This is a genomic window from Vibrio sp. D3, assembly GCF_043995865.1.
GTDB lineage: Bacteria > Pseudomonadota > Gammaproteobacteria > Enterobacterales > Vibrionaceae > Vibrio > Vibrio diabolicus.
In genome coordinates this window covers 626,535-653,526 of record NZ_CP171886.1, presented here as the reverse complement: position 1 = coordinate 653,526, position 26,992 = coordinate 626,535, and the positions used below count along the sequence as shown (strand labels likewise).

Genomic DNA, 26,992 nt, shown 5'->3' with positions numbered 1-26,992 from the left:
ATCAGGCTGCGAGGAGTTATAAATGACTCGCAGCCTGATTTCGTTTTCAAGTTAAAAATATTCTCTAGGAGTAGCTTTAAATTTGTACATCTACTCTGGAGAACACAATGAAAAAGACACTTCTTGCTGCACTGATTATGGGGCTGACTGGTGCGGCGCAAGCTGAGCAAAAAGTCGTGGCGGGTTACTTTGCGGATTGGCAGTACGCAAATGCAGAAAACCCATACACGGTGAACGATATTCCCGCCGATAAGCTGACACACGTGATTTACGCGTTTCTTAGTATGTGCGGCCCTCATGCCGGTGCTTCTGAAACGGTACAAAAACTGGTTGCCGAACAATGTGAAGGAAAAGATCCGTATACGGCGATCATTGTCGATACAGAAGCGGCACTGGAAAAGAACTTTGGCGCTGTCTCCGTTAACGTGCCATACAAAGGCCACTTCGCTCAACTTGCTGAAATGAAGAAACAACATCCTGATCTCAAAATTCTCCCTTCTTTTGGTGGTTGGACAATGTCCGAACCGTTCCATGCTATGGCAAAAAACAAACAAGCGATGGATCAATTCTCAAAAACTGCCGTTGAGTTGATTGCTCAATATGATTTCTTTGATGGTATTGATCTGGATTGGGAATACCCTGGTGGTGGCGGTTTAACAACGTCGCCTTGGAACCCTGACACCAAGCTTTCTGATGAGCAAAAAGTATCTGAGCGTGAGGCCTTTACCTATTTGGTGAACACCATGCGTGCAGAATTAGATGAACTCACAAATCAAACCAAACGTGAATACGAGCTCTCTACTGCTGTTGGCGTTGGTCCAAAAGCAGCAGGTATCGATTGGAAAGCCGCGGAGCCGTACCTAACTAACATGTTTGCGATGACGTATGATTTCCTTGGTGGTTGGGGGCAGCAAACCGGGCATACTACCAACTTGCATGCGACTGAGCGAAGCTGGTGGGGCATGGGCGCAGACGTGTTCATCAATCAGATGATTGAGCTCGGTATTCCAAGTGAGAAGCTGGTGATTGGCGCTGCGTTTTACGGGCGTGGCTGGCAAGGCACCAAAGACTTCTCGGGTGGTTTACCAACGCAAGATCTTGTATCCGAGCAAGGAGCGCAGTTTGGTACGGGTGAGAACGGCTATTTCATGTTTTGGGATTTGGTGAAGAACTATGGAGCGGAGCAGGGCTACGAGTACAAGTATGATGAGCAATCTCAAGCGCCTTACTTGTGGCATCCTGTAAAGAAAGTCTTTATCTCTTACGAAGATCAACGCTCGATCAAAGCCAAAGCAAATTGGGCTAAACAGGCGAACTTAGGTGGCATTTTTACCTGGGAATTATCAGGCGACCCGAAAGGCGAGTTGGTGGAGGTGATGTACCAAGAAATGAATAAATAAAACCTTCTAAGCAAAGCGATCGTAGTTATTCAACTACGGTTTCTTTGCTTTGGTTCTGCTTCGTAAAAGCGATCAAGTCTTCAAGCGATAAAGGTTTAGAGTAGAAGTAGCCCTGAATCAAATCACAACCGCAAGCTTTTAACTCATTCAGTTGTTGCAGCGTTTCTACTCCTTCAGCCAGTACTTTCATTTCAAAGTTTTTGCCGATAGAAATGATATTCTTAACCATGTTCAGTGCTTTTTTGTCATGCTCAATGTGATCGACAAAGCTCTTGTCAATCTTCACCTCGTCAATAGGTAGCGTACGCAACATGCTTAATGAAGAGTAGCCAGTCCCGAAATCATCGAGCGAGATTTTAAAGCCAAGAGCATGCAAGCGCTCGCAAATTGGTGCGAACTTTTCAAGATCTTCAATAAACAGGTTTTCGGTGATCTCTAGGGTAATCTTTGAACATTCGATGCCGCGTTTCTCAATAGCATTCATAAAATTAGTAATGAATTTGGCGTGAACAAACTGTTTGACCGAGATGTTAATAGACATCTGGATAGGTGTATCAATATTACCAGTCAGTTTAGCCATATCTGTCAGGCTATTTTCAATGATTTGTTCACCAATACGAACCATCAACCCAGTGCTTTCTGCGACGGGAATAAATTCACTTGGTGGGACTAAGCCGAGCTCATCATCACTCCAACGAATAAGCGCTTCGACACCATAAATATCGCCTTCTAGGTTTAACTGAGGTTGATAAACCATATGAAGCGCTTGCTTATCTATCGCGAGCCTCAGGCGTTGCTCAATTTTCATTTTACGCAGATGTGTAGCTTGCATCTGTTGATTGAACAGGCTGTATACGTTGCGTTGTTTTTTCGCTTGATACATCGCAATATCGGCTGACAGGAGCAGTTCATCTAATGTTTCACCATGGTGTGGATAGCAGGCAATACCAATACTGCAACTGAGCAGGAACTGACTGTCATTGACTTCGTAGGGTTCTGATAGCGCATTTATTAAGTCGCTCGCTAGTCTTTTAACGCTTACTTCATCAATTCGATTCGTTAGAAAAATAAACTCGTCACTGGCTTCACGGATGATTAATCGGCCATCGTTAACAAAGGTGTTTAAGCGGATAGATATTTGTTTTAGAACTTCGTCGCCAAAGTCATGACCATGTGTGTCGTTGACTGATTTGAAATTATCAATATCGATAAACATCAAAGAAAAAGGATTCCCTTTCCCAGAAAGCCAGTGTCGAATGTTTGCGCGTAGGTACTCTCGGTTTGGTAATCCAGTGAGATGATCGTGGTTCGCTTGATAGAGCAAACGCAGTTTTGTTTTATGTTCATTGTTCGCAATGGAGCGGAATAAAGCGTAAAAAGCACCTTGGACGATAAGAAAAACAATCGAGTACAGTGAAAACTGTTCGTAAAATCCGCGCTTAATAAAATTCAAATCTGTCGAGGAAGAGGCCCAAAGATGATAATCAGGAAGGTATCTCAATGTGATTAACTCACTCAGGCGAGAATTGTCGACAACAATATTGAGCGCTCGTGTGAGCTCTTTTAGTTGCGCCATATCCCAGCCTGAATCTTTTGTGATTTGAGCCATAACGGCTTTTATATCTAAATCATTGGCAGGTTTTAAGTAATCTTCTAGGGTTGTGTCTTCTGACGAGCTAAAAGTAAGGTAGCCATCACTGCGGATCAATGTGACCCGGTTGTGCTCATTGGCATGGATGTCGTTACGAAAAACCGAAGATGAATTCATATTAAAGCCAGCCGTCATCACTGCTTGTACAACACCATCTTTATTTGGAATTGCTTTTCGGATCGGAATCACAAGTGAATCTTGAGCTGGCATAAAATACGTTCGACCTATAATCATTCGGTCGGAGTTGAGTGCTGCCAAAAAGGTATCACGAGTCAGTGGATCTTGTTTTAGATTATGCAGCTTTGCCAAGATCAAATTGGAGCTTACGGCGATGTAGTCTCCATCGGGGTTAGTTAGGCCGAACCCAATAATCGCCGGATGGATACTGAGTAGTTTGTCCAGCATCGGGCGAGTTTGAACTGCGGCTGTACGAGTAAAGTCATTTCTCTCGACCAACTGATGACCAATGACTTCAAGTAACGATTCTTGTCCTTTCAGAAGTGATTCGACAGAAGAGGCAAACAGCTCCAATTGTAGGAGCTGCTTATCTTTGTACTTATTCAGGGTTGACTCATAATGGTAGCGGCCAAACAACACGAACAGCACGGCGCTTATCGTAAGTAGCGCCATGTATAGTGTCCAAATGTTCTTCTTTAACCTGACCATGCCGCTTCGATAGCTCCTAGATTAGCGAGTAATGGGTAATGAGTGGTCTGCGCCCCATTCTGTCCATGACCCGTCATAGACCGATAAATCACGCCAACCTAACTGGTATGCTGCTAGCAGCAAAATACAGGCCGTTACACCTGAGCCACAACTGAAAATGATTGATTTATCATTATATAACGTTAGTGCACTAAATGCTTGTTTCAATTCCGAGTCTGCCTTTATAAAGCCATTACTCAACAATGTTTGGAAAGGGAGGCAAACAGAATTAGGAATATGACCAGAACGCAGTCCTTCTCTTGGCTCTGGTACCTCGCCTAAAAAACGTGCACGTGAGCGAGCGTCAACAATGTTTGCACTGCAATTGTTTGAGTACTCTAATATTGCATTTGCGTCCAAAAAAGCATGTTTATTTAATTTCCCGGTAAAGTTTCCAAGCTGCTTAGCTTCTGACAAGACATCCGTGACAGGCAGTCCAGCCTCAATCCAAGCCGGGAGGCCACCATTAAGCACTTTGACATTATCGTGTCCTATTGCCTTAAACATCCACCATGCGCGCGGAGAGGCGAGTGTTCCGGAGTTGTCATAAACAACAATAAGGTCTTCGTTGTTCAGGCCAAGTTTCCGAGCGCTGTTATTAAATCCTTCTTCTGTTGGCATCATATGAGGGAGATTGGTATCTGGGAGACAAAAGTCATTGTCGTAGTCGAAACGCAATGAGCCTGGAATCCACTTATTGGTGATCTTTTTCCCTTCGGAAGGAATTTGAAAACGAATACTCGCGTCTAGAAGTTTTACATTTGGTTGGTCTAATAAAGCATGAAGTTCTTTGGCATCGATCAATGCTTGCATGGTTAAATCCTTCTGATTTGGGAAGTCCGCACAGTATCTTTACTCACAGCGAATGAATGAAAGGGATGAGTCAAAACTTGAGCGGGATGCTTGGTGGAACAACGCAATAGAGCCCACTGGACAAGATGCGGACACTGGAACCGTCACTCGTTGTTGCTCTATCTCAGGTGAATTGATAGTGAGGTACCGACGTTGACCATCAAGGGACTGAGTTAAAGTGTTGCTAATGACGGTGGCTGAAACCGTGTTTTCATCCGTCTGCTTAATGAGCAACAAGAGCACAAGTAGGGCAATGAAACTGCTGAAGACCAACATATAGGTTTTGGGATTATCCAATTTGCGCTCCATTGCTATTGTTTCAAGTAATCATTTTGTTTTACAACAAAAAAATCGCATGTTCAAAGAACGATGCGATTTTGTCTTAAAACCTGTGGCTTGCGCCAGTCCCGAGTATCAATGCTCACCAATAGAGCATCTTACATGCGCCATGTCGTATTTCCGGTTGAGACGACTTTTTGCAGAGGTTCTGAGCCATCGTAGAACCAAATTTCGACTAACAGGTTATCTTGGCTATCCGAGGTGGAGAAGTCTAAGTTAGCTTTCCCACTCGTCAGCGCAGCAGAAGCAACATTGCTCGAATATTTCGCTTGGTAGGTTCCAGAGGCATCTTCACGGTACTCCTTATAAATGCTCAGATGTGCGCGCTGTAAAGAGTAACCACTAATATCTACCGCAAGTGAGCTTTCTAACCTTGGGTCATAATCGAACCCATCTGGTACGTCTAAATTTTGCATGCTTGGCTCTTCAACAATAACGGTAGTTTGAGCTGGAGGTGGAGTAGCGCTATCGTTGCTTTTGTCTCCACCGCCGCCACCGCCGCAGGCTGTTAACGCTAATCCCATGATGATTGTGATTAAGTTTTTCATGATGCTTCTCCTATGGAATGTAACGTTTGTTTGCTTTAGGTTGGGTATGCCAGTTTGCTCCTTCTCGCCCACCAGACTCGGCGTAGGTGGCAAACTCTGGGTAAGCGTCAACTAAGTCAACTTTCTCTAGCGGCCAATTCCACTCTTCGACGATAAGCAATGCCCAAGGGAGGTTGTTCGCTGTTTTGAAGTACACGCCTCGAGCCGGGTCACTTGCGTCTACGCCCACGCCATATAGGTTTGCGTCATCAAACTGCTCAGTTGGTGCTTGGTCTGGCAAATGTACTTCCCATTTTCTACCTGGTTGAAAGGTGATGCCATCGCCGTGATATGTATTGGGGGTGGCAAAGATAAATGGGTCATAAGGCATGGCCTGTAGCGCTGAGCGGTCGGCTCCTTCCTTAAAGTAGATGGTCAGTGTGAAAGACAACGCGACGTTATCATTACAACCCGTTTGGGTTCGAAAATACGCACATTGACTTTGCGCATACTGACTGAGGTCGTCACTGATAATGAAGATGGCTTCTTCTGATATCGCTTCTAGACCGTTGGTCGGTTGTTCTTTGCCATTAAACGTTAGCTTTGTTAAGCCGTTTTCAATGCTTGCTTTCGAAACGCCAGGTAGACGAATAGCAAAGCCATTTTTATAGCCAGCCCCATAGGCGGCCAGATCTCCGCTAATTTGGATATTTTCCACCGTGCCGTCCATACGTGTTTCAGTCATACGGAACTTAATGACTACGTCATTCATGTCGTAGTCAGCGGTGTAAGGCCAGTTGTCTTCATACGCGACCGTTGCGTAGGAATCGGCACTTGGGAAGTGCTGTACGGATACGCCGTTTTCAGTGATTGTGATTGGGTAATCTTCTACTTCACCTGATGTTGATCCGCCATCAAAGTTCAGACCAGTTTGTTGGCTAAAGCGGAATCGGCTCCAGCTAGGACCTGCGGTTGCTAGTTCAGAGACGACAAATGGAAGCGTATTGCTGCCTGCAGAGAGTAACTCATCGGTGAATACTTGCTCACCTTCGTCAGCAAAGTCACCATCTCGGTTCCAGTCAAACCAAGCTGACAAGTAGCCGGATGTGGATGCAGTTACGTTCACTAGTGAACTTAACCCTGGGTCGAGTGCGGTAACAAAGCCGACGCCATCTTCATCTGCTGTACCAACTTTGTTATCTCCAGACGGAGCCACTTGTCCATCGGCATCACCATCTGGCGCAATGGTGCCAAGCCAAGTTATACCATCAACAGCGTGGCGTGGTCCGTTAGAAGAGAGCAAGGTAGCGTAAGTGTCAGGTGCGTCACCAAAGTCAATTGGCTCGTCTTCGTCAATAACAGGAGCGTTCGCGCATCGGGCACCGTCATTTTGGCTGGAACTTGGACCGTTAGACACAAACTCTACAGCAGGAACAATGCCCGCAGCGATATTGGCGGCATTATTTTCTGATAAGTCGACGCGATAAATTTTGCCGTCCTGGTTACGCGATACGTAGTAGTTTCCGTTTACATCAAAGTAGCCTGCACCAAAGGTACCCGTTTCCCCTGTATTGCCGATCGCGGTTGCTTGGCCTGTTTTTGTATCGAATTTATACAATACGCCAGACCCATTATCGATACCATAGAGCGCACCGTCGCCAGGGTGGAACGCAAAATCGGTTAAACTCACACTTGCATTTGATGTGATTTTATTCAGGGTTAAGGTAGCATTTGGGTCCGTATCTAACGGCGACAGATCAATGGAAAACAGCCCTTTACCTTTGCGATACAAGTAGTATACGTGGTTGTACACGTCACCGACAAAAAACGTATGGCTAGGAAGCCCTTGTACGTTGAGAGTTTCTGCTTGAAAGTCCTGGCCTAGACGTACGATTTTCAAGTTGGTTGTATCGTAACCATAGATGTATCGATCAGTGAAGTTGAAACCGACGCCGTTAATACCAGATGCTAAGCCCACATCGTCGGTCAGTAACTTGGTTGATCCGGTAACCAGATTAACGCCGTAAACTTGCACTGGGGTCGATTGGAATAAATATGCTTTGCTCGGACAAGTGTCGAATGGCGCTGCGCTTACGTATGCGCTTGCGAACAGAGATCCAAGTAATAGTGATGTCCTTTTCATGATTCGCCCTCTCATTGGTTTGTATGATATGCAATGAAAGGAATGTGCCAGTTTTTAACTTGCTGTTTATAATGAATTTTATATCGGTAAGTTATTTGGTTCGAAATATGAATCTCAGAATAAGAAAAAGCTCAACGTTACGTTGAGCTTTTTGAGAATCTTCATTGATAAGCTGACAGCGTTACTTAGCCACAAACAGGGCAGGTCGGCATTTTCATCAAATTCATTTCCCGCCAGGACATGCTAAACGCATCGAGAATGAGGATCTTCCCTTTTTTGGGTTGGCCGTAATTTGCAATCACCTTGATGGTTTCCATCGCTTGTACAGCGCCAACAATACCCACAACAGGCGCCATTACGCCAGCTTCAACGCAACTTAATGCACTGCTGCCGAATAGCGCGCTCAAACACTGATAGCACGGTTGAGTTGGGTCGTCGTACGTAAACACACTCACTTGGCCTTCCATACGAATGGCTGCACCAGAAATAAGCGGTGTTTTTGTTGCAAAGCAGAGTCGGTTGAGTTGATTGCGAGTGTCGACGTTATCTGAAGCATCGACCACCACAGTGTGTTGTTCAATCAAAGCTTGAAGTTGAGCATCATCGAGACGTTTAGCAACGGTGTTTACTTCGATATGAGGATTAAGTTCCCGCAACGCATCCGCCGCGGAATCAACCTTTTTACGGCCAATATCGGCGTCGTGGTGCAATACTTGGCGTTGTAAATTGGAGAGCTCAACAATATCGTCATCGATAAAAGTAATATTGCCAACACCAGCCGTGGCAAGATATTGGCTAGAAGCGCAACCTAAACCGCCAGCACCCAAAATAAGCACCGAGCTTTGTTTGAGCGCTTCTTGCCCCTCGAAATCGAACTGACGAAGAATGATCTGGCGGTTATAGCGCAGCATCTCCTGGTCGGAAAGAATATCCACGGTATGTTCCTAGTATAACGTTGAGTTAAACAGTTGGATTTGAACCGTTTCGCCAACTTCCACACGGCCACGCTCACGTTCCAACACAACAAAGCAGTTTGCCAAACTCATTGAGCGAAAGGCTCCTGAACTTTGGTTGCCAGTGGTTTCAACGACAAATTTACCGTTTTCTAGAGTATAGATACCGCGTTGGTAGTCTGTACGTCCCGGCGCTTTCTTAAATGCAGTTTTAGTCGTAGCAGGGATAGACTCAGGTGCTTTCCATTCAGTGTGGCCAGCCAATTTAGCCAACATTGGTTGAACAAGTACGTACATGGTTAGCACTGCAGATACAGGGTTACCTGGTAGCCCACAGAACCAAGCAGTACTTAACTTGCCAAATGCGAAAGGTTTACCCGGCTTGATTGCCAGTTTCCAGAAACCGATTTCGCCAAGTTCTTCAAGAATGTCTTTGGTGTAATCTGCTTCACCAACGCTGACGCCGCCAGACGTTACAACTACATCCGCGAGAGTTTGTGCTTTTTCGAATGTTGCTTTTAGTGTTTCTGGGCAGTCAGGGATAATGCCAAGATCAATCGCTTCACAGCCAAAGTTTTCGATTAGCGGCTTAATACCGTAACGATTACTGTCGTAGATTTGACCCGCCTTGAGTGGCTCACCCAATGGTTTAAGTTCATCACCTGTGGAGAAAAATGCCACCTTTGGCTTACGCACGACGGTGACATGGCTGACACCAAGAGAGGCAATCATTGGAATATCGCGTGGTGTTAGGCGCGCGCCTTTTGCCAATACGATATCGCCTTGCTTGATGTCGTCACCCGTAGGGCGGATGTTATTTTGTGGCTTCACATCCGTTTGGTTGAACTGAATACCAGCGTCGGTCACTTCCGTATTTTCTTGCATGATAACGGCATCACAGCCTTCCGGAATTTTCGCGCCAGTCATGATTCGAACACAAGTGCCTGCCGGCCATTCACCCTCAAAAGGCTGACCTGCGAAGGATTTACCTGCCAGAGGCAACACTGTAGACACTTCTAGGTCTTGAATACGAATGGCATAACCGTCCATCGCTGAATTGTCGAAAGGGGGCACGTGAATTGGTGATAAAATATCTTCAGCCAGCACAAAACCCAGAGCGTCAGCAAGAGGAAGAGAAAGTGTCGTTTGGATAGGTTTGATTCGCGATAGCATCTTATCCATCGCTTCTTCAATTGGCATCAAGCCAGGTGCGTCGCAGCAGCCCATTGAGATAATCCTATGTTCTTTTGTTTTGTGGCAACTCTACCATAAAAGGGGACCGAGTAAGAATGTCCACCTATAAAATATGGGTGTAATTATTCAAAAATCCGAGTATCCTTGTCACCCATCCGAAAGGGGTAAAGTTCCTACGGAGCATGAGAAAATAGCTCAGTGTATTCTTGTTATGTGCCTTGGCGTTATAAACATCGGACTGAGCGACTTTAACGCTACGGGATGAAAACACGGCAATTGTATTTCACACCGAGAGTGGTAGTTACAAAAGAGGAAGTGGAATGTCAGGTCTTAGCGAGTCAGCAAAGTTAGTGAAAGAAGCGCTAGAGCAACGCGGGTTAGAAACACCAATGCGCCCTAATGCCGTTAGCCGTGAAGAGAAGAAGGAAAAGATTGAATACCACATGCGTGAGATTCTTGGTCTGCTTCAGCTCGACCTTACGGATGATAGCTTAGAGGAAACGCCACACCGCATTGCAAAAATGTACGTGGACGAGATTTTCTCTGGTTTGGATTACTCCAACTTCCCCAAGATCACAGTTATCGAAAACAAGATGAACGTGAGCGAAATGGTTCGCGTGAAAGACATTACTGTGACCAGTACGTGCGAACACCATCTTGTGACAATCGACGGAAAAGCCGCTGTTGCTTATATTCCTCGCGGTAAGATCATTGGCCTGTCTAAGATCAACCGTATTGTTCGTTTCTTTGCGCAACGCCCTCAAGTTCAAGAGCGTATGACCCAGCAAATCCTTGTTGCTTTGCAAACATTGCTTGAGTCTGACGATGTAGCGGTGACTATAGACGCGACGCATTACTGTGTGAAATCACGCGGTGTGATGGATGCCACCAGTGAAACCACGACTACAGCGTTAGGTGGTATTTTTAAGAGCAACCCAGCGACCCGTGCTGAATTTCTGCATGGTCTGCGTTAATCAAATCGACAAATAAAATTGAGAGAGGATGGCGAGTTGCCATCCTTTTTTATATCTTTTATATCCAAATCATCGTCAAGTGAGTCGCAATAAATAGTAATTATGCAATTGTGTATTGACAGTCACATTCGTTACTCTTAATATATGCGCCCAATGAACGGTTACAACTTGTAATCGTTTGTTTTAAAAAGAGATATTTCTCTAAGTTCAGCTGATCTCGGTCAGTTGTCTTTCTATTTTCTAATAATAGAAAGACAACAAATTTGGGACTCGGCATGACTACACAAAGCACTATCAGCACCTCCTCTATTTCAGCTCCAGTTACAGAAAGCAGTTGGCAAAAGAAAGCCATGCTTAGTGTCGCTTTTTTGATGGCGACAACCTCTGTGGGTCCCGGCTTTTTGACTCAAACCGCAGTCTTCACAAATATCTACAAAGTCGACATGGCATTTCCTGTTTTGGCTTCCATTTTTATCACGTTTGGTATCGTGATGAACTTGTGGCGTATTGTCGGCGTTTCTGGCATGCGAATCCAAGACATTGCGAACAAAGTGGCACCCGGCATGGGTTATGGTGTTGGTATTCTCCTTGCGCTTGGTGCAGTGGCGTTTAACTTTGGCAACGTGAGTGGCGCAGCGTTAGGCATCAATGTGCTAACGGGCGTGGACACAACATGGGGCGCACTGTTTACCGGTGTCGTTGGCTGTTTGTTGTTTGTGGTTCATAACGCCTCCAAGCGAATGGACCAAATGGCCCGCTACCTTGGCTTGTTCATGATTGTTCTGATTGCATACGTTGCAATGACGAGCTTACCTCCGATGGGAGAGACACTAAGTGCAGCGGTGATGCCTATGGATGTTGGTAGTTTGCTTCTGCCTACGTTGACTATCGTTGGCGGTGCAGTTGGCGGTTACTACACGGGTGCACAACGCCTAGTAGACATCGGCTTGAAAGGCAAAGAGAACGTGCCTTCCATCACCTCAACAGCGTGGGCTGGTATTTCTATCGCGGTGGTTATTCGAATCCTACTGTTTTTGGCGGTGTTTGGCGTTATCGCGACAGGCGCAACGCTGGATACGGCTAACCCTGCGGCGGATGCTTTCCGTCAAGGTGCTGGCCAGCTTGGTTACTTCATCTTTGGCTTAGTACTGTTTGTAGCTTCCATCACGTCTGTGGTTGGCAACTCTTACATGGCTATATCATTAATTAAGACGCTTTTCCCAGTTGTGGCGCGAAACGAGAAAGCGTGGTGTGTTGGTTTCATTATCCTAACCTCGCTAGGCACGGTAACCATGGACATGCCAATTCTTCTTTTGATGCTAGCGGGCCTAGTGAACAGCATTATTCTTCCTATCGTTTTGGGCACTGTATTGGTTGCGACAAAGCGCAAAGATATTGTCGGTGACTACCAACACCCAATGTACTTAACGCTAACTGGAGCAGCGATTGTTATCGTAATGGCGGCATCGAGTTTGACTAACATTGGGAACTTCATGGCGAAGTTTGTGGGTTGATGTCTTATTGATGAGATGAACAGCGGCCTCAGATGAGGCCGTTTTTTATGCTTGTTTAGAGGGCGACTTAACGATTTCTGGCCAATACATTTTGACGTAACCTGCCGATACCCAAACCACCAACACAGTCGCAATGCTGAGCTCTAAAAAGCCAAAATCGTGTAGCCAGTGCCAATGTGGATGCGATTCGGCAAAAAAGGAGGTTAAGCGGTGCATCGCAATGGCACTGATCACGGAAGGAAAGGTTACCGCCGCGATAGAAGGTTGAAACTTCAATCGAAGTAAGCGGAAGTAACACAGGTAGATCAATAACGTCATTGTGATAGCAATCCCTGCTAATGCGCCAGTCAGTATCGGATCGGGCAGGGGAAAGTTCACCAAGTATGCCGCCAATGACAAGTTTACCGGTGCGGCCATAATTGCGAGGGTCGGCCTGGCTCGTCTCGGTAGAGATCCGAAAAACACCAAACGATAGAGCACCAGCGGTAACATAAAGAAATAAATGCCAATGCACATCATCGCTAAGGTTTCAGAGAATAGGTTGTGACCCAATTGGGAGCCTGCTAATGAGCTGCTGATCAGTCCCACTGGATAGAGAAACCAGCTAGGTACAATATTCGACATTTTGAAGTTCATTAGCTGAAAGCTAAAAAACAGTACCATCATAGTAAAATGCAGCAAAAGTGCCATAAACCAGAGTGGATAAGCAATGATTGGCGCTACAGAAGCAAGATAATCTGCAAGGATCAGTAACGCCATACTCATGGGGGCCATTAAGCTACCGCTCAATGGGTGACGAATGTCGACCATAAATAATCGTGGATTCGTGGCATATTTTATCAGCACAGGGGCGAGTAAAAGCGCGCCGAGTGACGCTAAAAATGGGCGTATTGGTTCACCAATTTCAGGGACATAGAGTGCCCAAGCTTGTCCTAAACCTATCATACCTAGCGCTAACGCGGCTTGAGACGGCGGAACGCTATAAAACTGCACAAGTCTTCTCCAGTTCAAATCTACTCCATTTGATTTTTGCCTGAATGAAACGAAACGTGATGATTTGGATGAAATGCTCTATTTGAGTAGCGAATACTAGCAAGTTTAGAGAGTGCTTACTCATGAAAGGTGGTGAGGAAATATCAGAGAATGGTGTTTTTGTGAGTTTGGTATCGAATATTTTGGAAAAGATGTAAAAATGTAGAGTTTATCGCTCCAAACCCTTCGATAGTCTGGAGCGAAGTAATAACCAAGCGAGAATTATGTCGATTGGTTTTCAGGAAGATCCTGCTGACGTAACTTATCGTTTTTGATTGTACGATGTAGCAACTGGCTGTAAATCGGTTGTCCGCCAAACAACTGAGCAATAATCACGGCACCTAAACAAGTAATGATAAGTGGTAGAATTAAGTAGTAGTTATTGGTCATTTCAATCACCAACAAAATGCCCGTGATCGGTGCGCGTACCGTTGCAGCAAACAGGGCCCCCATGCCCGCAATAGCAAATACGCCAGGTTCGATATCAAGCGTAGGAAGCAACACATCAGCACTCGCTCCGAATGCATAGCCAAACAAGGTCCCCAGAGCAAGCATAGGTGCAAAGATACCACCCGGCGCACCAGAGCCAAAGCATAGCAACGTCGTGATGACGCGACCAAAGAAAAGCAGAACTAAAACGGATACCGAGTAGTTGCCATTGGTAATATCAGGAATAAGGCCGATGCCGCCGCCAGTTAGCTGCGGCACGTATAAGAGAAGCAGACCAAAAATGCCACCAAGTAGTGAACCCACAATTAAATAGCGTTTACGATCGTTTTTGTGAATTGCGACAAAACTGTCTTGTGCCACGGTAATCAATTTATTGAAGATCACTCCGAATACGCCAAACAATGCGCCAAGCAATAAAAATAACCAAAGGGACTGAAGCTCTGGAGAGTGATATTGCGGCATTGTGATGACAGCGTCTTGCCCGTTGATGGCACGAAACACAATATTGGCCATAATAGCAGAGATGATCACCGCGCGAATTGAGATCAGAGAATAGCGAAACTGAGGTCGCATTTCCTCCACAACGAACATAATGCCAGCGAGTGGGGCATTAAAGGCGGCAGCCAAACCACCAGCGGCACCTGAAGCGAGTAGGGAATGACGAGTATCGTCATCTTTCACACGGAAAATATCGGTCACCATTCGACCGACAGCACCGCCCATTTGCACCGTTGGGCCTTCACGACCGAGCACCATTCCGGAGCCAAGTGCGCCCATGCCGCCGAAGAATTTTACTGGCAGGACTCGCCACCAACGCACAGGGCGAATGTTGTCCATCGCGCCTTCAATTTCAGGGATACCTGAGCCCGCCGCCTCTGGGGCAAAGCGGTGAACAAGAAAGTAGCCAATAAAAGCAAGCAACGCGCTGATCAGCACCGCAGCAAGCCAAAGAGGAAGTACGCTACCGATTTCGCTTCTCAGCCATTCGGTACGGGTTTCAGAAACAAAATGAACCGCAAGTTCGAAGTAAGTGCCGACAAAACCAGCTAGTGTGCCAACGATTGCGGCCATAATCAGGACAGAAAATGATGTGGACCCTCGAGAGACAAACTGGTTAATCGCATCTTTCGGTACGTGCGCTAACACAGATTTCACAATTCTCTCTCGTTTGGTCATTAACAAGTTCTCCTGTTGCTGGTGGAAGGGACGCGAGAAAGTATACGCTTCGCAGAGTCTAGACCTAATCAATAAAGATGCAATTTAGCTTTTCACTATTGAGTGTTCGAAGTGTCGCGATATCATTCATTCACCAAAACTGTGCTATTACTCTCATAATTTGGGATAAAAAACTTGTTTTTTGAGCAAAATGAACCATGCTTTAGGTGTAAAGCAACATGACTGCTTCAGAAGGAGGGATGTGAGGTTTTACACACAATTTGGATGGATTCAAACCCTACGGTAAGTCCTCGTTTTATGTTCGGGATGCATCAATAGACATCTTCGATTCGCACACTCACGATTGAGTAACGAGGTAGAGGCGCACGCAAATGTGCGCCTTCTTAATTTCTGCTCTACAACTTTCCGCACTACCTGCCACTATTTTTATCTTGAACAATTTCTACTAGTCGGTAATGTCTGGGTTCGATGTTAATCAACCAGAGTAATTCATGCGCTTTTATCCTCGAGTCCTGTTTTCTTTATGTTGTTTTTCGGTAACGTTTCCAGCATTTTCGACGCCGAGTTGGTGGCAGGACACGTTGTCTTCAATGCCGTACTCCAATTTAAAAGGGCGTATAGAGACAAGGGGAAGCTGGTATCGCTGTGACGTGCAGCAGCAAGATGTTTCAACGTATATCAGCACATTTTGTTTGGACGATTTTTCGTACTATCAGCAGCATCTGTATGGTGAAGTTGTTTTGGGAAAGGACAGTGCTCAGTTCTCTTTTTTGACCGAATATCAATGGCAAAGTCTCAATGACTTAATCCTCAATTTAAGAAAAGACGGATTAGTTTTACGCAACATAACTATCGGACAAGAACACTATGGCGTCGTTGAAGCGCTGGAAAAGAAATCTTCTGAGCTTGTCGATAAAGAAGTTATCTTGTTGATAAACCGCTATCCGCAAGAAACGATTCGAAGCTTATTTTGGGTAAAACCGGACGAGTTTGCGTCGCCATCACCGTCTTTAAATGTGGAATTGCACAGCGATGGCGAAATTATCGATGTTAAAGTGACTCGTTTTTAGATTCTTTATGGAGAGATAGGAAGGTCGCCATCGCAGACTCGTCCAAAAATCCATCCGATTTTTTGTGCGCACGCAGGTATTGATAGCCAGCGATGAGCTTACGGTGCTGTTCTTCTGCCTCATCTGGCAACGGCTGATTCATAACGTGTTGAAATGCAAGTTTGTACGCATCCATATCTACGACTTCAGCGCGGCGATATAAATAACCACATCCGGTCGCTAACCATTCAAGAGAGCAGTTGGCTCGCATCGCAATTTGATTTGCTTTCGTTAGGCTCGGTTCACTGCCTTTTAAATATTTGCGTATTAAAGCTTCAGACACATCAACGCGTCGTGCAAATCCGCTGATGCTTTCTTCTCCGATCAAGGTGGCTAGGCGTTGGGCAAAAGACATATTTCGTACTCCAGTTCGAATTGCCAAAGTTTACCCGTTGAGCCGATGTGAAAACAAGACTACGATGAACGCAGATCAATTGAAGGAGAAAAACCATGGTTGCAAAAGTTGTGACTGCACCAAAAGGCCCTGAATTCTCAGAGCTGGTCCAAGGATATTGGCGTGCAGTTGATTGGGGCATGACTGCTCAAGAGCGTTTGTCATTCCTCAAGCAACATATTGAGTTAGGCATTACCACGGTCGATCACGCAGACATATACGGTAATTACGAGTGTGAGAAATTGTTTGGTGAAGCACTTGCTCTCGATAAGAGTGTGCGAGAGCAGATTCAGATCGTCACAAAGTGTGATATCAATCTGTGCGGAGATAAAACACCAGAGCGTAAGATTAATCACTATGATACGAGTTCCGCTCACATCTACCAATCGGTGAATAACTCGCTTGAGCGTTTGAATGTGGACGAAATCGATGTGCTTTTAATCCATCGCCCTGACGTGTTAATGGATGCCGATGAAGTGGCTGAAGCATTCTCAGAGCTACACAAAGTGGGTAAAGTGAAGCACTTTGGTGTATCTAACTTTACTCCACGTCAGTTTGAATTGTTGCAATCCCGTTTAGGTAAGCCTCTTGTGACTAACCAAGTGGAAATTAACCCGCTTAATTTTGAAGTTGCACATGATGGAACGCTTGATCAAATGCAAATGTTGCGCACGCGACCAATGGCTTGGTCTTGCCTCGGTGGTGGCTCAATCTTCAGTGGTGACAGTGAGCAAGCCGTTCGTGTTCGCAACGAATTAGAAGCGATTCGCGAAGAAGTGGGGGCGACTAGCATTGACCAAGTGATTTACGCTTGGGTACGTCGTTTGCCATCTAACCCAATTCCAATCATTGGCTCTGGTAAGATTGAGCGTGTGCAAACGGCAGTAAATGCGCTGAATATCGAATTGACTCGAGAGCAATGGTATCGCGTATGGGTGGCTTCTAAAGGTCACTGTGTGCCATAGACGTGACATTTTATTGATGAATACATTATTCAAGGCACCCTATGAAAGGGTGCTTTTTTATTGCTACGCGATACCGATTTACCCAGTACTCATACTGAGCAGATAGAGTGGGAGTAAAAACGGATTTTTAATTTAAAATGCAACTTTGTGCTTATTTTTAATGGAGGCGTTTTATCCATGTTTGTTTCATGTCACTAAACAGCGAATGGGATGTTTGCTTTTTCGCCATTTTGTTCACTCATCCATTCATATTGCGTATGCTTATTGAATAAAAAAAGAAATAAAAACTCGTCAGTTTTCTCGTATTACATGCTGTAACAATCTGTTAGACTCCGGCGCAGATTGTGGAATATAAAAAGGTGATTGAATGTCTTTTCCCGTACTCATCTGTGATGATTCAGCGTTAGCACGCAAACAGATGGCGAGATCACTACCAGCCACATTGAATGCCGATATTACGTTTGCTATCCACGGAAAAAATGCGCTAGAAGAACTCGAAAAGAACGAGTTTAAATTGATGTTTCTTGATTTGACCATGCCAGAAATGGATGGCTTTGAAACACTAGAAAACATGCAGCGGTTAGGGAATAAAACTCCCGTGGTTGTGGTGTCGGGGGATATCCAACCTAAAGCGAAAGAACGTGTGTTCGCACTGGGTGCAAAAGCGTTTATTCAAAAACCGATCGCCAAAGATGAACTCAAGAATGCGCTTAAAGAGTTGGTTGAGCCAGAGCCTCGTCCTCAAATTATCACGCCAGTTTCTATTGAGTTACCGATTTTACGTCGTCGCGATATTTACATGGAAGTGGCGAACGTCTCTATTGGTCGAGCCGCAGATGCATTGGCGCGTCACTTTGATGTGTTTGTGCAGTTACCGCTTCCGAACGTTAATATCTTCGAAGTGAGTGAACTACACATGGCTCTCCGTGACTTAGCGTCGCATGACAACGTATCGGGCGTTTGTCAGGGCTTTTGTGGCGAAGGTATTGCGGGTGAAGCGCTGGTGATTTTGAGCGATTCGAGCGTATCGGATCTCAAGAAGTTGATGAAAGTGCCAGCTGATAGCGACGAACTGGAAGAGCTTGAGCTGCTCATGGATATTTCCAATATCTTGGTGGGGTCATTCTTAAATGGCTTGGGCGAACAATCTGAAGTGCGATTCTTCCAAAGCCCTCCAGTGCTTCTTGGTCAGCATATATCAATTGATTCGATCATTGAGTCTACGACGGGCGCATTCAGCCGCACCATGACATTCGAGGTGAGCTACAACATTGAGGGAACGTCAATCCGTTGTGATTTATTGTTTATGTTCGTCGATGAATCTTTGCCGCTGCTCGATAACAAACTGTCATATCTAATGGAGGAGTTCTAATGTTGAATATGCCAGCAGAGTTTGAACAATTCCATTGGATGGTAGACATGGTACAAAACGTCGACATGGGGCTCGTCGTCATTGACCGAGATTATAATGTGCAAGTGTGGAATGGGTTTATGACTCATCACAGTGGTTTGCAATCTCATGATGCAATTGGTCGTTCTATCTTTGATATCTTCCCTGAAATCCCGCAGGAATGGTTTAAGTTAAAAACAAAGCCCGTGTATGATTTAGGTTGCCGCAGCTTTATTACGTGGCGCCAGCGTCCTTACTTGTTCCGCTGCCGTAACGTACGTCCTGTCACTCAGCAAGCGGAGTTTATGTACCAGAACGTTACGCTGAACCCCATGCGTACACCGACTGGAAAAATTAATTCGTTGTTTTTATCTATACAAGACGCGACGGCTGAAGCATTGATGTCTCAGAGTCAGTAGCGATAAAAAACTTTCTCAAAAGCCAAGGTTCGCCTTGGCTTTTTTGTATACTTATAATTGTGTTTCCTAATGCGCAGAACGTGAAGATGGACTTTAATCTCGCCCTAAAACTCTACACCTCAGAACAAGTAAAAAACGGTGAAACGCTGGCAGCGCAAATGGCTGGTGTTTCTATGTATAGCCTAATGCAACGCGCAGGTATGGCTGTGTATGAGCGTTTTTTACACTTGTATCCCAAATCAAAAAATATCTTAGTCATTTGTGGCAAAGGGAATAATGGTGGTGACGGATACGTATTTGCCTCGCTTGCTAAACAAGCGCAACTCAATGTACAGGTTTTCCAACTTGGTGATGTGACTGCGCTCAAAGGTGATGCTTTACGCGCATATCAAGATTGGCAGTCCATCGATGGTGTTAACAATGATTGGGATGAGTGGAATACCGCATTGCTAGAAGCCGATGTGATCATTGATTCCATGTTAGGCACTGGTTTAAGTGGTGAGGTTCGTTCGGAGTACCGTCGCTACATTGAGCAAATCAATCAAATTCACACCCCAGTGATTGCAGTCGATATTCCTTCCGGGTTGTGTGCAAATACAGGTGCTATTTTAGGCGATGCCATTCATGCTGAGCATACTGTAACCTTCATTGGTGTTAAGCAAGGCTTGTGCACCGGACAAGCGAGAGATCGAGTTGGTGAACTCCACTTTTGTGGATTGGGTGTAAATGTTGAGTTTGATTCTATCGAAGTAGAAAGTGCACTAGGTATTGATCATCAGGTTGTTTCAAGGTTAATGCCCAAGCCAAACCCGACAGCACACAAAGGTGACAATGGCAAACTACTTTGCGTCGGTGGTAACCAAGGTATGTCAGGAGCGATTCGTTTATGTTCCTCCGCTGCGGTTAGAGCCGGAGCGGGTTTAACTGCCGCAATTACTCACCCGAGTAGCCTTATTCCAATACAGATTGGCTGCCCAGAAGTAATGAGCCAAAGCATCACCGCTGACTTACTCAGGGATACTGAGAACGACTTAACCAAACGCATTCGCTGGGCTGAAGTATTGGTGTTTGGTCCAGGTTTTGGTGATGATGAGTGGGCTTATCAAGCCTATCAATATCTGGCTCAAGAACAGAAACCTAAAGTTGTTGATGCTGATGGGCTCAATATTCTAGCGATGCTAAGCCAACGATGTGATGGCACTTTGGTGTGCGACAACCAGCGAGTGATCACGCCGCATCCTGGAGAGGCAGCTCGACTATTAAATGTAACCACTCAACAAATAGAAAGTGACCGATATTCTGCTGCAAGACAACTGCAAGAGCGTTATGGCGGTGTGGTGGTTTTAAAAGGCGCGGGAACACTTATTTACGATGGAACGAGAATGTACGTCTGCCTAGCGGGTAACGCCGGAATGGCGACGGGCGGAATGGGAGATGTGCTATCTGGTGTTATTGGTGCGTTGCTAGCTAAAGGGTTACCCATTTCCATTGCGGCACGTTTAGGTGTGGTACTCCACAGTCATGCTGCGGATATAAACGTGAGTCAGCATGGTCAAATTGGTCTTTTGGCAAGTGATGTTATAGGCACACTTCGTACCGCTATTACTCAACAAATCGATAGGACGTAGCTAGATCTCGCCCATCACTATGAAAAAATGATCGATTTTTTTGGAGTACTTTTTCCGAATTAGCAGCGCATCTTAGTATTAGGTGATTGAGTTTTAGGCAGATTTGAGAGGTGATGCGTTTTCATTTTAAAGGTATGACGCAAAGGTTTGCGCAATAGGTTAACTTAAACGTTTTCTTAAGTTGTTGATAATTATAAATAATGAGAAAAAATAACGACTTGAAGAGTGTTTTTGATATGCGATTATCAAGATGGTATCACAAAAAAAATTCAAATATCAGACTTGTAGGAAATAAATCACAGCCTATAATGCTGAAAACCGGAGCGTCTGCCAACGCTCCGGTTTTTTTGTGTCCGAAGAACAGTGAACTCGTCTGCCAACGAAATCACTACGCACTCTGAGATGACACATATACATATGAATCAAGGAATTACACAATGCGTATCGAACAAGAACTTAAGTTAGGTTTTAAAGATGTACTGTTTCGCCCGAAACGTTCTACCCTTAAGAGCCGTTCTCAAGTAAATTTAACCCGCAATTTTACATTCAAGCATAGTGGTCGTCAATGGTCTGGTGTGCCTGTAATCGCAGCAAACATGGATTCGGTTGGTAGCTTTGCAATGGCTAAAGCGCTAGCTGAGCATGGTGTAATGACTGCTGTTCACAAACATTACACGGTAGAAGATTGGGCTGAGTTTGCTAAATCAGCTGATAAAGCAACCCTGAATAACGTAATGGTGTCTACGGGAACATCTGACGCAGACTTCCAAAAAACCAAAGATATTATGGCGCTTTCAGATGAATTTATTTTCATCTGTATCGACATTGCAAATGGTTACTCAGAGCATTTAGTCGAGTATGTTGAACGCGTGCGAGCAGAGTTCCCAGACAAGGTGATTTCTGCGGGTAACGTGGTTACTGGTGATATGTGTGAAGAGTTGATCCTCGCTGGTGCAGACATCGTGAAAGTAGGCATTGGCCCTGGCTCAGTTTGTACAACTCGTGTAAAAACGGGTGTTGGTTACCCGCAGCTTTCTGCAATCATCGAGTGTGGCGATGCAGCGCACGGCCTTGGTGGCATGATCATTGGTGACGGCGGTTGCTCATGCGCAGGTGATGTATCCAAAGCATTCGGCGGCGGTGCGGACTTTGTTATGCTAGGCGGCATGTTAGCGGGCCACGAAGAGTCAGGCGGCGAAGTGATCGAGAAAGACGGCGGGAAGTTCATGAAGTTCTATGGAATGTCGTCGAAGAGCGCGATGGAGAAGCACTCAGGTGGTGTTGCTGGTTACCGCGCAGCCGAAGGAAAAACCGTACTATTACCTTACCGTGGAAGTGTTCACGGCACTATCCAAGACATCCTTGGCGGCGTTCGCTCAACTTGTACATACGTGGGTGCAGCAAAGCTTAAAGAGCTAACCAAGCGTACTACATTCATCCGCGTTCAAGAACAAGAGAACAACGTGTTCGGTAAAGAGTAAATCGACTGAATGTAACAAGTGTTGAAACAACCATAAATTGATATTTAAAACCATGTATTGATATTTGGTGCAAATATAATTGATATTGCCTCTTCATAAGTCTATGACTTTTTAAGTTTATGACATTTTTGAAGGGGCAATTTTATATCTGCTTTATGATGAGGTGCTTGCTACTATTCCGGTTTAATCTAATACTGATTGAATAATATCGAATGCTTCTTCTATTTTTTGGCTAGGGATAATGCCAAATCCAAATAAGAGGGCATTAGAATGATTGTTGATAGAAAAATGCGATGATGGATAAACCGCTACATTGGATGAAGCAAGCTTATTTACCATTTGTGTCGCGCACCCCGATACTTCAGCTGCTATATGCAATCCAACTTGGCTTGGAATACGTTGTAAGCAATCTACGTTGTCAATTAATTGAGTGAGCTTATGATACCTTTTGCCTTAAGCTTTATTCATATTAACTATAGTGACGATGTCACTATTTAAAAAACAGAAGAGGCTCATTATAGAGCCTCTTTTTAGTGTGATGGATATCTGCAACCACCACACTTCCTTATCAACTCATCATTCAGCAAGTCGCCAACTAGAATCGGAAACCTTTTAGTTTCATCCTTGTAGGGAAGATTGCCTCAATAGCTGGCTCTTTCAATTGTTAGCAGAGATGCTCATAACTGTTTTGTTTGAGCAATTCGGTTAAGTCGCCTTGACCATATTTTAGAGTTGCTTGATGTTTTTGATGTCGAGTGACCTGATCAAAAGTAGGTCGAGTCACTGAACGAAAAACGCCCACGGGTACGGGAAAGTCTGGATAGCTCAAGTTAGCAAGCGCATAAGCATAGTATGACTCCTCGTATTGACTGGAGTGGAGCAAAAGGTTCGGGGCCTCTGATTCGACAATCTCGAAACCAAACCCTCTATTGATCAACGCTTTTGAGTGTGTTTTACCAAACAATAACGGTTCATTATTTGAGAGATAAAGTAGATGTTCGCTTCTATTAGCTGGGCCGTTGTAAGGTTCGTGCACTTTATCGTTAAAAATGACACAGTTTTGCAGGATTTCAACTACAGCAATGCCCGAATGCGCGGCGGCAGCCTCTAACACCATCGTCATGTGTGCAGGATCATTGTCTGATGTTCGTGCTATGAACGTAGCACCTGCGGATGCTGCCAATGCCAAAGGTTTAAGCGCTTGATCGGGAGAGCCTTCAGGACTCGACTTAGAAATGAAGCCCTGTTCGCTTGTCGGGGAAAATTGGCCTTTGGTCAGTCCATAGACAGCATTATTAAAAAGCAAAATTTTAATGTCTTGGTTGCGTCGAATCGCGTGAATAAAGTGATTTCCGCCAATACTCAGTGCGTCACCATCGCCGGTTACGACCCAAACATCTAACTCTGGATTGCTCGCTTTTACACCAGTAGCGATGGCAGGGGCACGGCCGTGAATCGTATGAAATCCATAAGTATCGAGATAATAAGGAAAACGAGATGAGCAGCCAATCCCTGAGATGAATACGGTGTTCTCTTTAGTTCGATCTAATCGTGCTAGAACGGATTGCATCGTTTTTAATACGTTAAAATCACCACAGCCTCGACACCATTTGACTTCAACATCAGATGCGAAATCTTTGCGGTTGAGTACCTTAGCCGTCATTTTTAATATCCTTCAGGTGGTGGTTAATAGACTCAATGACCTCGTGAACTTTGAATGGTAACCCCTTAACTTGGGTTACGGAGCGGGCAGAAATGGCATATTGTGAGCGAATCACTTTAACGAGTTGCTGGTTATTCAACTCAAAAACAAGCACATGTTTGAATTGGCTAATGATCTCTTCCAAATTGATTGGAAACGGGTTTAGATACTTAATATGGGCGTGGGCAACCGATGCGCCTTGCTTTCTCAGATGCTCAATTGCGGTCGACACAGAACCTTGCGTGCCTCCCCAACTTAGTACTAGCAGTGAGTCTTGAGTGCTGCCTGTTAGCGTTTGTTTAGGGATGAAATGGCAGATGTTATTTACTTTTTTTGCTCTTTCATCAGTCATGCGCTGGTGGTTTTCAGGATCATGAGAAGGGTTGCCAGTAATCGCTTGCTTTTCCAATCCTCCAATGCGGTGCATTTTCTCTTTTGTACCAGGCGTGACCCACTCTCTGCTGTAATACACGTCATCACGGACATAGGGATAAAACGGGCTTATTTTTGCTTTTGTTGCCTCGGCAGTGAGCTTAATCTCATCAGGGTTGGGCACGAGCCAAGATTCGGAGCCGTTTGCTAAGTAGCCGTCACTCAATAAGATCACTGGCGTCATAAATGTAGTGGCAATTCGACAGGCCTCGATTGCCATATCAAAGCAGTCTGCAGGAGAGGCAGGAGCCAACACTGGGAGTGGTGAATCCCCATTTCTACCATACAAAGACAAAAGCAAGTCTGATTGCTCTGTTTTAGTCGGTAGACCAGTTGAGGGGCCTCCACGTTGTACGTTGATAACAACCATTGGCAACTCCGCCATTACGGCAAGGTTAATGGTCTCTGCTTTCAAACATAATCCAGGGCCAGACGTTGATGTGACTCCTAAACCGCCAGCATAAGATGCGCCTAAAGCTGAACAAGCAGCTGCAATCTCATCTTCTGCTTGGAATGTCGTAACCCCAAAGTGTTGATAGGTTGATAGCGTGTGTAGAATATCTGAGGCGGGTGTTATGGGGTACGAGCCCAAAAATAGCTGGCGTTGGAGTTTTTCTGCTGCGCATATTAACCCAAGCGATAATGCTTCGTTCCCTGAAACAGTGCGATACAAGCCTGCTTTATCTGCTACGGGAGCAACCTGAAAACAGTCGCTGAATATTTCGGTTGTTTCAGCATAATTAAATCCCGACTTTATGGCTAAAGTGTTTGCCTCTCTCACTTGCGAATTGTCAGCGAATTTATTATTTAGCCATTCAATGGTCGGTTCTAGCGGACGGCTGTAAATCCATAAAACAATACCAAGCATAAAAAAGTTTTTGCTTCGCTTCACTACTTTAGGCGCAATGTTTAACTCAGAAAGAGATTGAACGGTTAAACGCGTAAAACTGTCACTAATCACTCGATAATCTGCGAGGCTACCATCGCTCAATGGGTTAGATTCATAGCCAGCAAGCTCAAGGTTTTTTTTATTAAAACCATCGAGATCAATAAGCACCAAACCGCCTTCAACGAGTTGTGAGATTTTGGTTTTTAATGCAGCGGCATTCAGAGCGATTAAGACTGAAAAATCGTCGCCAGGAGTATAAATCTCTGTTGAGGCAAATTGCATCTGAAAAGCCGATACTCCAGATGTGGTTCCTGCCGGAGCCCTTATCTCAGCTGGATAATCAGGTAACGTCATGACATCGTTTCCTTGTTTCGACGAGTTGTCTGAAAAGCGTTCTCCAAGTAATTGGATACCATCTCCAGAATCGCCAGCAAAACAGATCACTTCGCGTTTAAGTTGAATTATTGTCATTAAAACCTCTTACCGTGTTAGAGCAAGTTCAGTATGTTTCATTGCACTTAATGAGATGCAATGGAATTAAAGGTTGGAGAAAATGCCGTAAGCCCGAGCATTTTGAGTGTAGAGTTAATGGTGTTGGCTTTATTTGTCGTCTCTGAGGTCAGTAGAAATATCTATAGCTAGGTATGCTTTTCCGAAATACTAGAAAAGTTTGCATGACACAAAAATACTTTTTCTGTCATATTAGATGTGATTATTTTTCATTAATTGTGAGCGTTATGGATAAGTTGTCATTAATAAAGTTGTTTGTATCTGTTGTGGACTTAGGGAACTTTACAGCAGTCGCGAATCAATTAGGGCAGTCGCCTTCTACTGTTAGTAAAGCGATTGCTCGCCTAGAACAGGATTTGGGTGTTCGTTTAGTGCACCGTACAACACGTCAACTCCAGCTCACTGAAGCGGGATTTAACTACCTTGAGACGGCAAGAGAAGTGATCAACTTGCTCAAAAGTAGTGAAGAGCAGCTTCATCAAAGTATTGCATCTCCGTTTGGTACACTTCGTGTCAGCCTTCCTTTATCGTTCGGGCAAAACTATATAACTCCGCTGATTCCAGAGTTTTGCGAACGTTACCCTGAAGTGAAGTTGGATCTTAGCTTTTCCGATGAATACACCAGTATATTGGAGAGTGGGATGGACGTTGCTATTCGAAGCGGGAGACTAAATGACAGCAACCTGATTGCGAGGCGATTATGTCCTATTGATATGGGTATGTTTGCCAGTCCGGAGTACATAAAGAAGTTTGGTCGGCCTCAGAGTGTTGAAGCGCTTAACCAGCACAAATGGATAATGTACCGCTATAAACAATCGGGGCGCTTGCTTACCTTGACGATGCCTTTAGATGGGCAATTAGTAGAATTTAGTCCTACACATCAAGTGACAGTAGACAATGGTTATGCGATGGCCTCTTTAGCGAGTTTAGGAGCAGGGATTGCACTGATGCCCCAATATCTTGCTCGAGACTTAGTACAGCAAGGTAAACTGATGTTGGTTTCTGAACCTCAAAGAACCGATGGTCAGGGTGTCTATATATACTATCCAAGTCGTAAGTTTGTGCCCGCGAAAGTAAAAGTGTTTATCGACTATATTATTCATAAACTTGATGAGCAGGGAGAGGCGATCAACAGCAGTTGGATGCTGAACCATTAAAGCTCT

Annotated in this window: 22 protein-coding genes; 10 read left to right on the top strand and 12 right to left on the bottom strand. The window is 44.9% G+C overall.

Translation table 11 applies throughout. The features are described 5' to 3' along the window. The first annotated feature begins 107 nt into the window (after nt 1–107). Complete coding sequence (locus ACHFJ9_RS02710) at nt 108–1,400, top strand: glycoside hydrolase family 18 protein (protein ID WP_395355136.1); 1,293 nt, start codon at nt 108–110, stop codon at nt 1,398–1,400. 25 nt (nt 1,401–1,425) lie between these two features. Here ACHFJ9_RS02710 and ACHFJ9_RS02705 read toward each other — a convergent pair whose 3' ends face one another. From ACHFJ9_RS02705 to moeA, 7 genes are all read right to left on the bottom strand, one after another. Then, complete coding sequence (locus ACHFJ9_RS02705; RefSeq protein ID WP_395355134.1) at nt 1,426–3,717, bottom strand: EAL domain-containing protein; 2,292 nt, start codon at nt 3,715–3,717, stop codon at nt 1,426–1,428. A 21-nt stretch (nt 3,718–3,738) separates the two neighbouring features. Then, nucleotides 3,739–4,569 (bottom strand): sulfurtransferase, encoded by an 831-nt coding sequence (locus ACHFJ9_RS02700; RefSeq protein ID WP_395355132.1) that lies wholly within the window; start codon nt 4,567–4,569, stop codon nt 3,739–3,741. A 39-nt stretch (nt 4,570–4,608) separates the two neighbouring features. Further along, nucleotides 4,609–4,905, bottom strand: a complete 297-nt coding sequence (locus ACHFJ9_RS02695) for a hypothetical protein (protein ID WP_258651155.1) — start codon at nt 4,903–4,905, stop codon at nt 4,609–4,611. Between the two features lie 140 nt (nt 4,906–5,045). Then, nucleotides 5,046–5,495, bottom strand: a complete 450-nt coding sequence (locus tag ACHFJ9_RS02690; RefSeq protein ID WP_150916921.1) for a hypothetical protein — start codon at nt 5,493–5,495, stop codon at nt 5,046–5,048. Nucleotides 5,496–5,505: 10 nt separating this feature from the next. After that, on the bottom strand, nt 5,506–7,617 hold the full coding sequence (locus ACHFJ9_RS02685) for an LruC domain-containing protein (protein WP_124007727.1): 2,112 nt from the start codon (nt 7,615–7,617) through the stop codon (nt 5,506–5,508). 185 nt (nt 7,618–7,802) lie between these two features. Beyond that, nucleotides 7,803–8,552 carry a molybdopterin-synthase adenylyltransferase MoeB gene (gene moeB / locus ACHFJ9_RS02680; protein ID WP_109168985.1) on the bottom strand — a complete coding sequence of 250 codons (750 nt, stop codon included), beginning with the start codon at nt 8,550–8,552 and terminating at the stop codon, nt 7,803–7,805. Between the two features lie 9 nt (nt 8,553–8,561). Beyond that, nucleotides 8,562–9,797, bottom strand: a complete 1,236-nt coding sequence (moeA, locus tag ACHFJ9_RS02675; RefSeq protein WP_006741128.1) for a molybdopterin molybdotransferase MoeA — start codon at nt 9,795–9,797, stop codon at nt 8,562–8,564. A gap of 287 nt (nt 9,798–10,084) precedes the next feature. On the opposite strand from moeA, the gene folE reads away from it, so the two are divergent. Beyond that, on the top strand, nt 10,085–10,738 hold the full coding sequence (gene folE / locus ACHFJ9_RS02670) for a GTP cyclohydrolase I FolE (protein WP_006741127.1): 654 nt from the start codon (nt 10,085–10,087) through the stop codon (nt 10,736–10,738). Between the two features lie 275 nt (nt 10,739–11,013). Beyond that, nucleotides 11,014–12,252 carry an NRAMP family divalent metal transporter gene (locus tag ACHFJ9_RS02665; RefSeq protein ID WP_054868071.1) on the top strand — a complete coding sequence of 413 codons (1,239 nt, stop codon included), beginning with the start codon at nt 11,014–11,016 and terminating at the stop codon, nt 12,250–12,252. A 45-nt stretch (nt 12,253–12,297) separates the two neighbouring features. Here the strand turns inward: ACHFJ9_RS02665 and ACHFJ9_RS02660 are convergent, their stop codons facing one another. Together ACHFJ9_RS02660 and clcA are read right to left on the bottom strand one after the other, a co-directional pair. After that, nucleotides 12,298–13,245, bottom strand: a complete 948-nt coding sequence (locus tag ACHFJ9_RS02660; protein WP_074190502.1) for a TDT family transporter — start codon at nt 13,243–13,245, stop codon at nt 12,298–12,300. Nucleotides 13,246–13,506: 261 nt separating this feature from the next. After that, nucleotides 13,507–14,910: a H(+)/Cl(-) exchange transporter ClcA gene (gene clcA, locus ACHFJ9_RS02655; protein WP_317397486.1), complete on the bottom strand. Its 1,404-nt coding sequence runs from the start codon at nt 14,908–14,910 to the stop codon at nt 13,507–13,509. Between the two features lie 491 nt (nt 14,911–15,401). Here clcA and ACHFJ9_RS02650 point away from each other — a divergent pair, with 491 nt between their 5' ends. Beyond that, nucleotides 15,402–15,980 carry a hypothetical protein gene (locus ACHFJ9_RS02650; protein ID WP_395355127.1) on the top strand — a complete coding sequence of 193 codons (579 nt, stop codon included), beginning with the start codon at nt 15,402–15,404 and terminating at the stop codon, nt 15,978–15,980. On the opposite strand, the gene ACHFJ9_RS02645 is transcribed toward ACHFJ9_RS02650, so the two are convergent. Continuing rightward, nucleotides 15,961–16,374, bottom strand: coding sequence for a helix-turn-helix domain-containing protein (locus ACHFJ9_RS02645; protein WP_005396084.1), 414 nt, complete (start codon nt 16,372–16,374; stop codon nt 15,961–15,963). The genes ACHFJ9_RS02650 and ACHFJ9_RS02645 overlap by 20 nt on opposite strands. A 95-nt stretch (nt 16,375–16,469) precedes the next feature. Here ACHFJ9_RS02645 and ACHFJ9_RS02640 point away from each other — a divergent pair, with 95 nt between their 5' ends. The 5 genes from ACHFJ9_RS02640 to ACHFJ9_RS02620 all read left to right on the top strand — a co-directional run bounded on the left by ACHFJ9_RS02640 (nt 16,470) and on the right by ACHFJ9_RS02620 (nt 22,296). Then, complete coding sequence (locus ACHFJ9_RS02640; protein ID WP_395355125.1) at nt 16,470–17,378, top strand: aldo/keto reductase family oxidoreductase; 909 nt, start codon at nt 16,470–16,472, stop codon at nt 17,376–17,378. Nucleotides 17,379–17,745: 367 nt separating this feature from the next. After that, a complete protein-coding gene (locus ACHFJ9_RS02635) occupies nt 17,746–18,750 on the top strand; it encodes a response regulator (protein WP_005396082.1) in 1,005 nt (334 codons plus the stop codon). After that, nucleotides 18,750–19,187, top strand: coding sequence for a PAS domain-containing protein (locus tag ACHFJ9_RS02630; RefSeq protein ID WP_005396081.1), 438 nt, complete (start codon nt 18,750–18,752; stop codon nt 19,185–19,187). The genes ACHFJ9_RS02635 and ACHFJ9_RS02630 overlap by 1 nt, the downstream gene beginning before the upstream one ends. A gap of 86 nt (nt 19,188–19,273) precedes the next feature. After that, nucleotides 19,274–20,815, top strand: a complete 1,542-nt coding sequence (locus tag ACHFJ9_RS02625; RefSeq protein WP_395355122.1) for an NAD(P)H-hydrate dehydratase — start codon at nt 19,274–19,276, stop codon at nt 20,813–20,815. A 437-nt stretch (nt 20,816–21,252) separates the two neighbouring features. Then, complete coding sequence (locus ACHFJ9_RS02620; protein ID WP_395355120.1) at nt 21,253–22,296, top strand: GMP reductase; 1,044 nt, start codon at nt 21,253–21,255, stop codon at nt 22,294–22,296. A gap of 664 nt (nt 22,297–22,960) precedes the next feature. Here ACHFJ9_RS02620 and ACHFJ9_RS02615 read toward each other — a convergent pair. Then, entirely contained in the window at nt 22,961–23,959 is a 999-nt protein-coding gene (locus ACHFJ9_RS02615) for a 2-oxoacid:ferredoxin oxidoreductase subunit beta (protein ID WP_395193904.1), read from the bottom strand. Then, entirely contained in the window at nt 23,949–25,790 is a 1,842-nt protein-coding gene (locus tag ACHFJ9_RS02610; protein ID WP_395355118.1) for a 2-oxoacid:acceptor oxidoreductase subunit alpha, read from the bottom strand. The genes ACHFJ9_RS02615 and ACHFJ9_RS02610 overlap by 11 nt, the downstream gene beginning before the upstream one ends. Nucleotides 25,791–26,056: 266 nt before the next feature. On the opposite strand from ACHFJ9_RS02610, the gene ACHFJ9_RS02605 reads away from it, so the two are divergent. Beyond that, nucleotides 26,057–26,986 (top strand): LysR family transcriptional regulator, encoded by a 930-nt coding sequence (locus ACHFJ9_RS02605; protein ID WP_006741107.1) that lies wholly within the window; start codon nt 26,057–26,059, stop codon nt 26,984–26,986. Nucleotides 26,987–26,992: the final 6 nt, after the last annotated feature.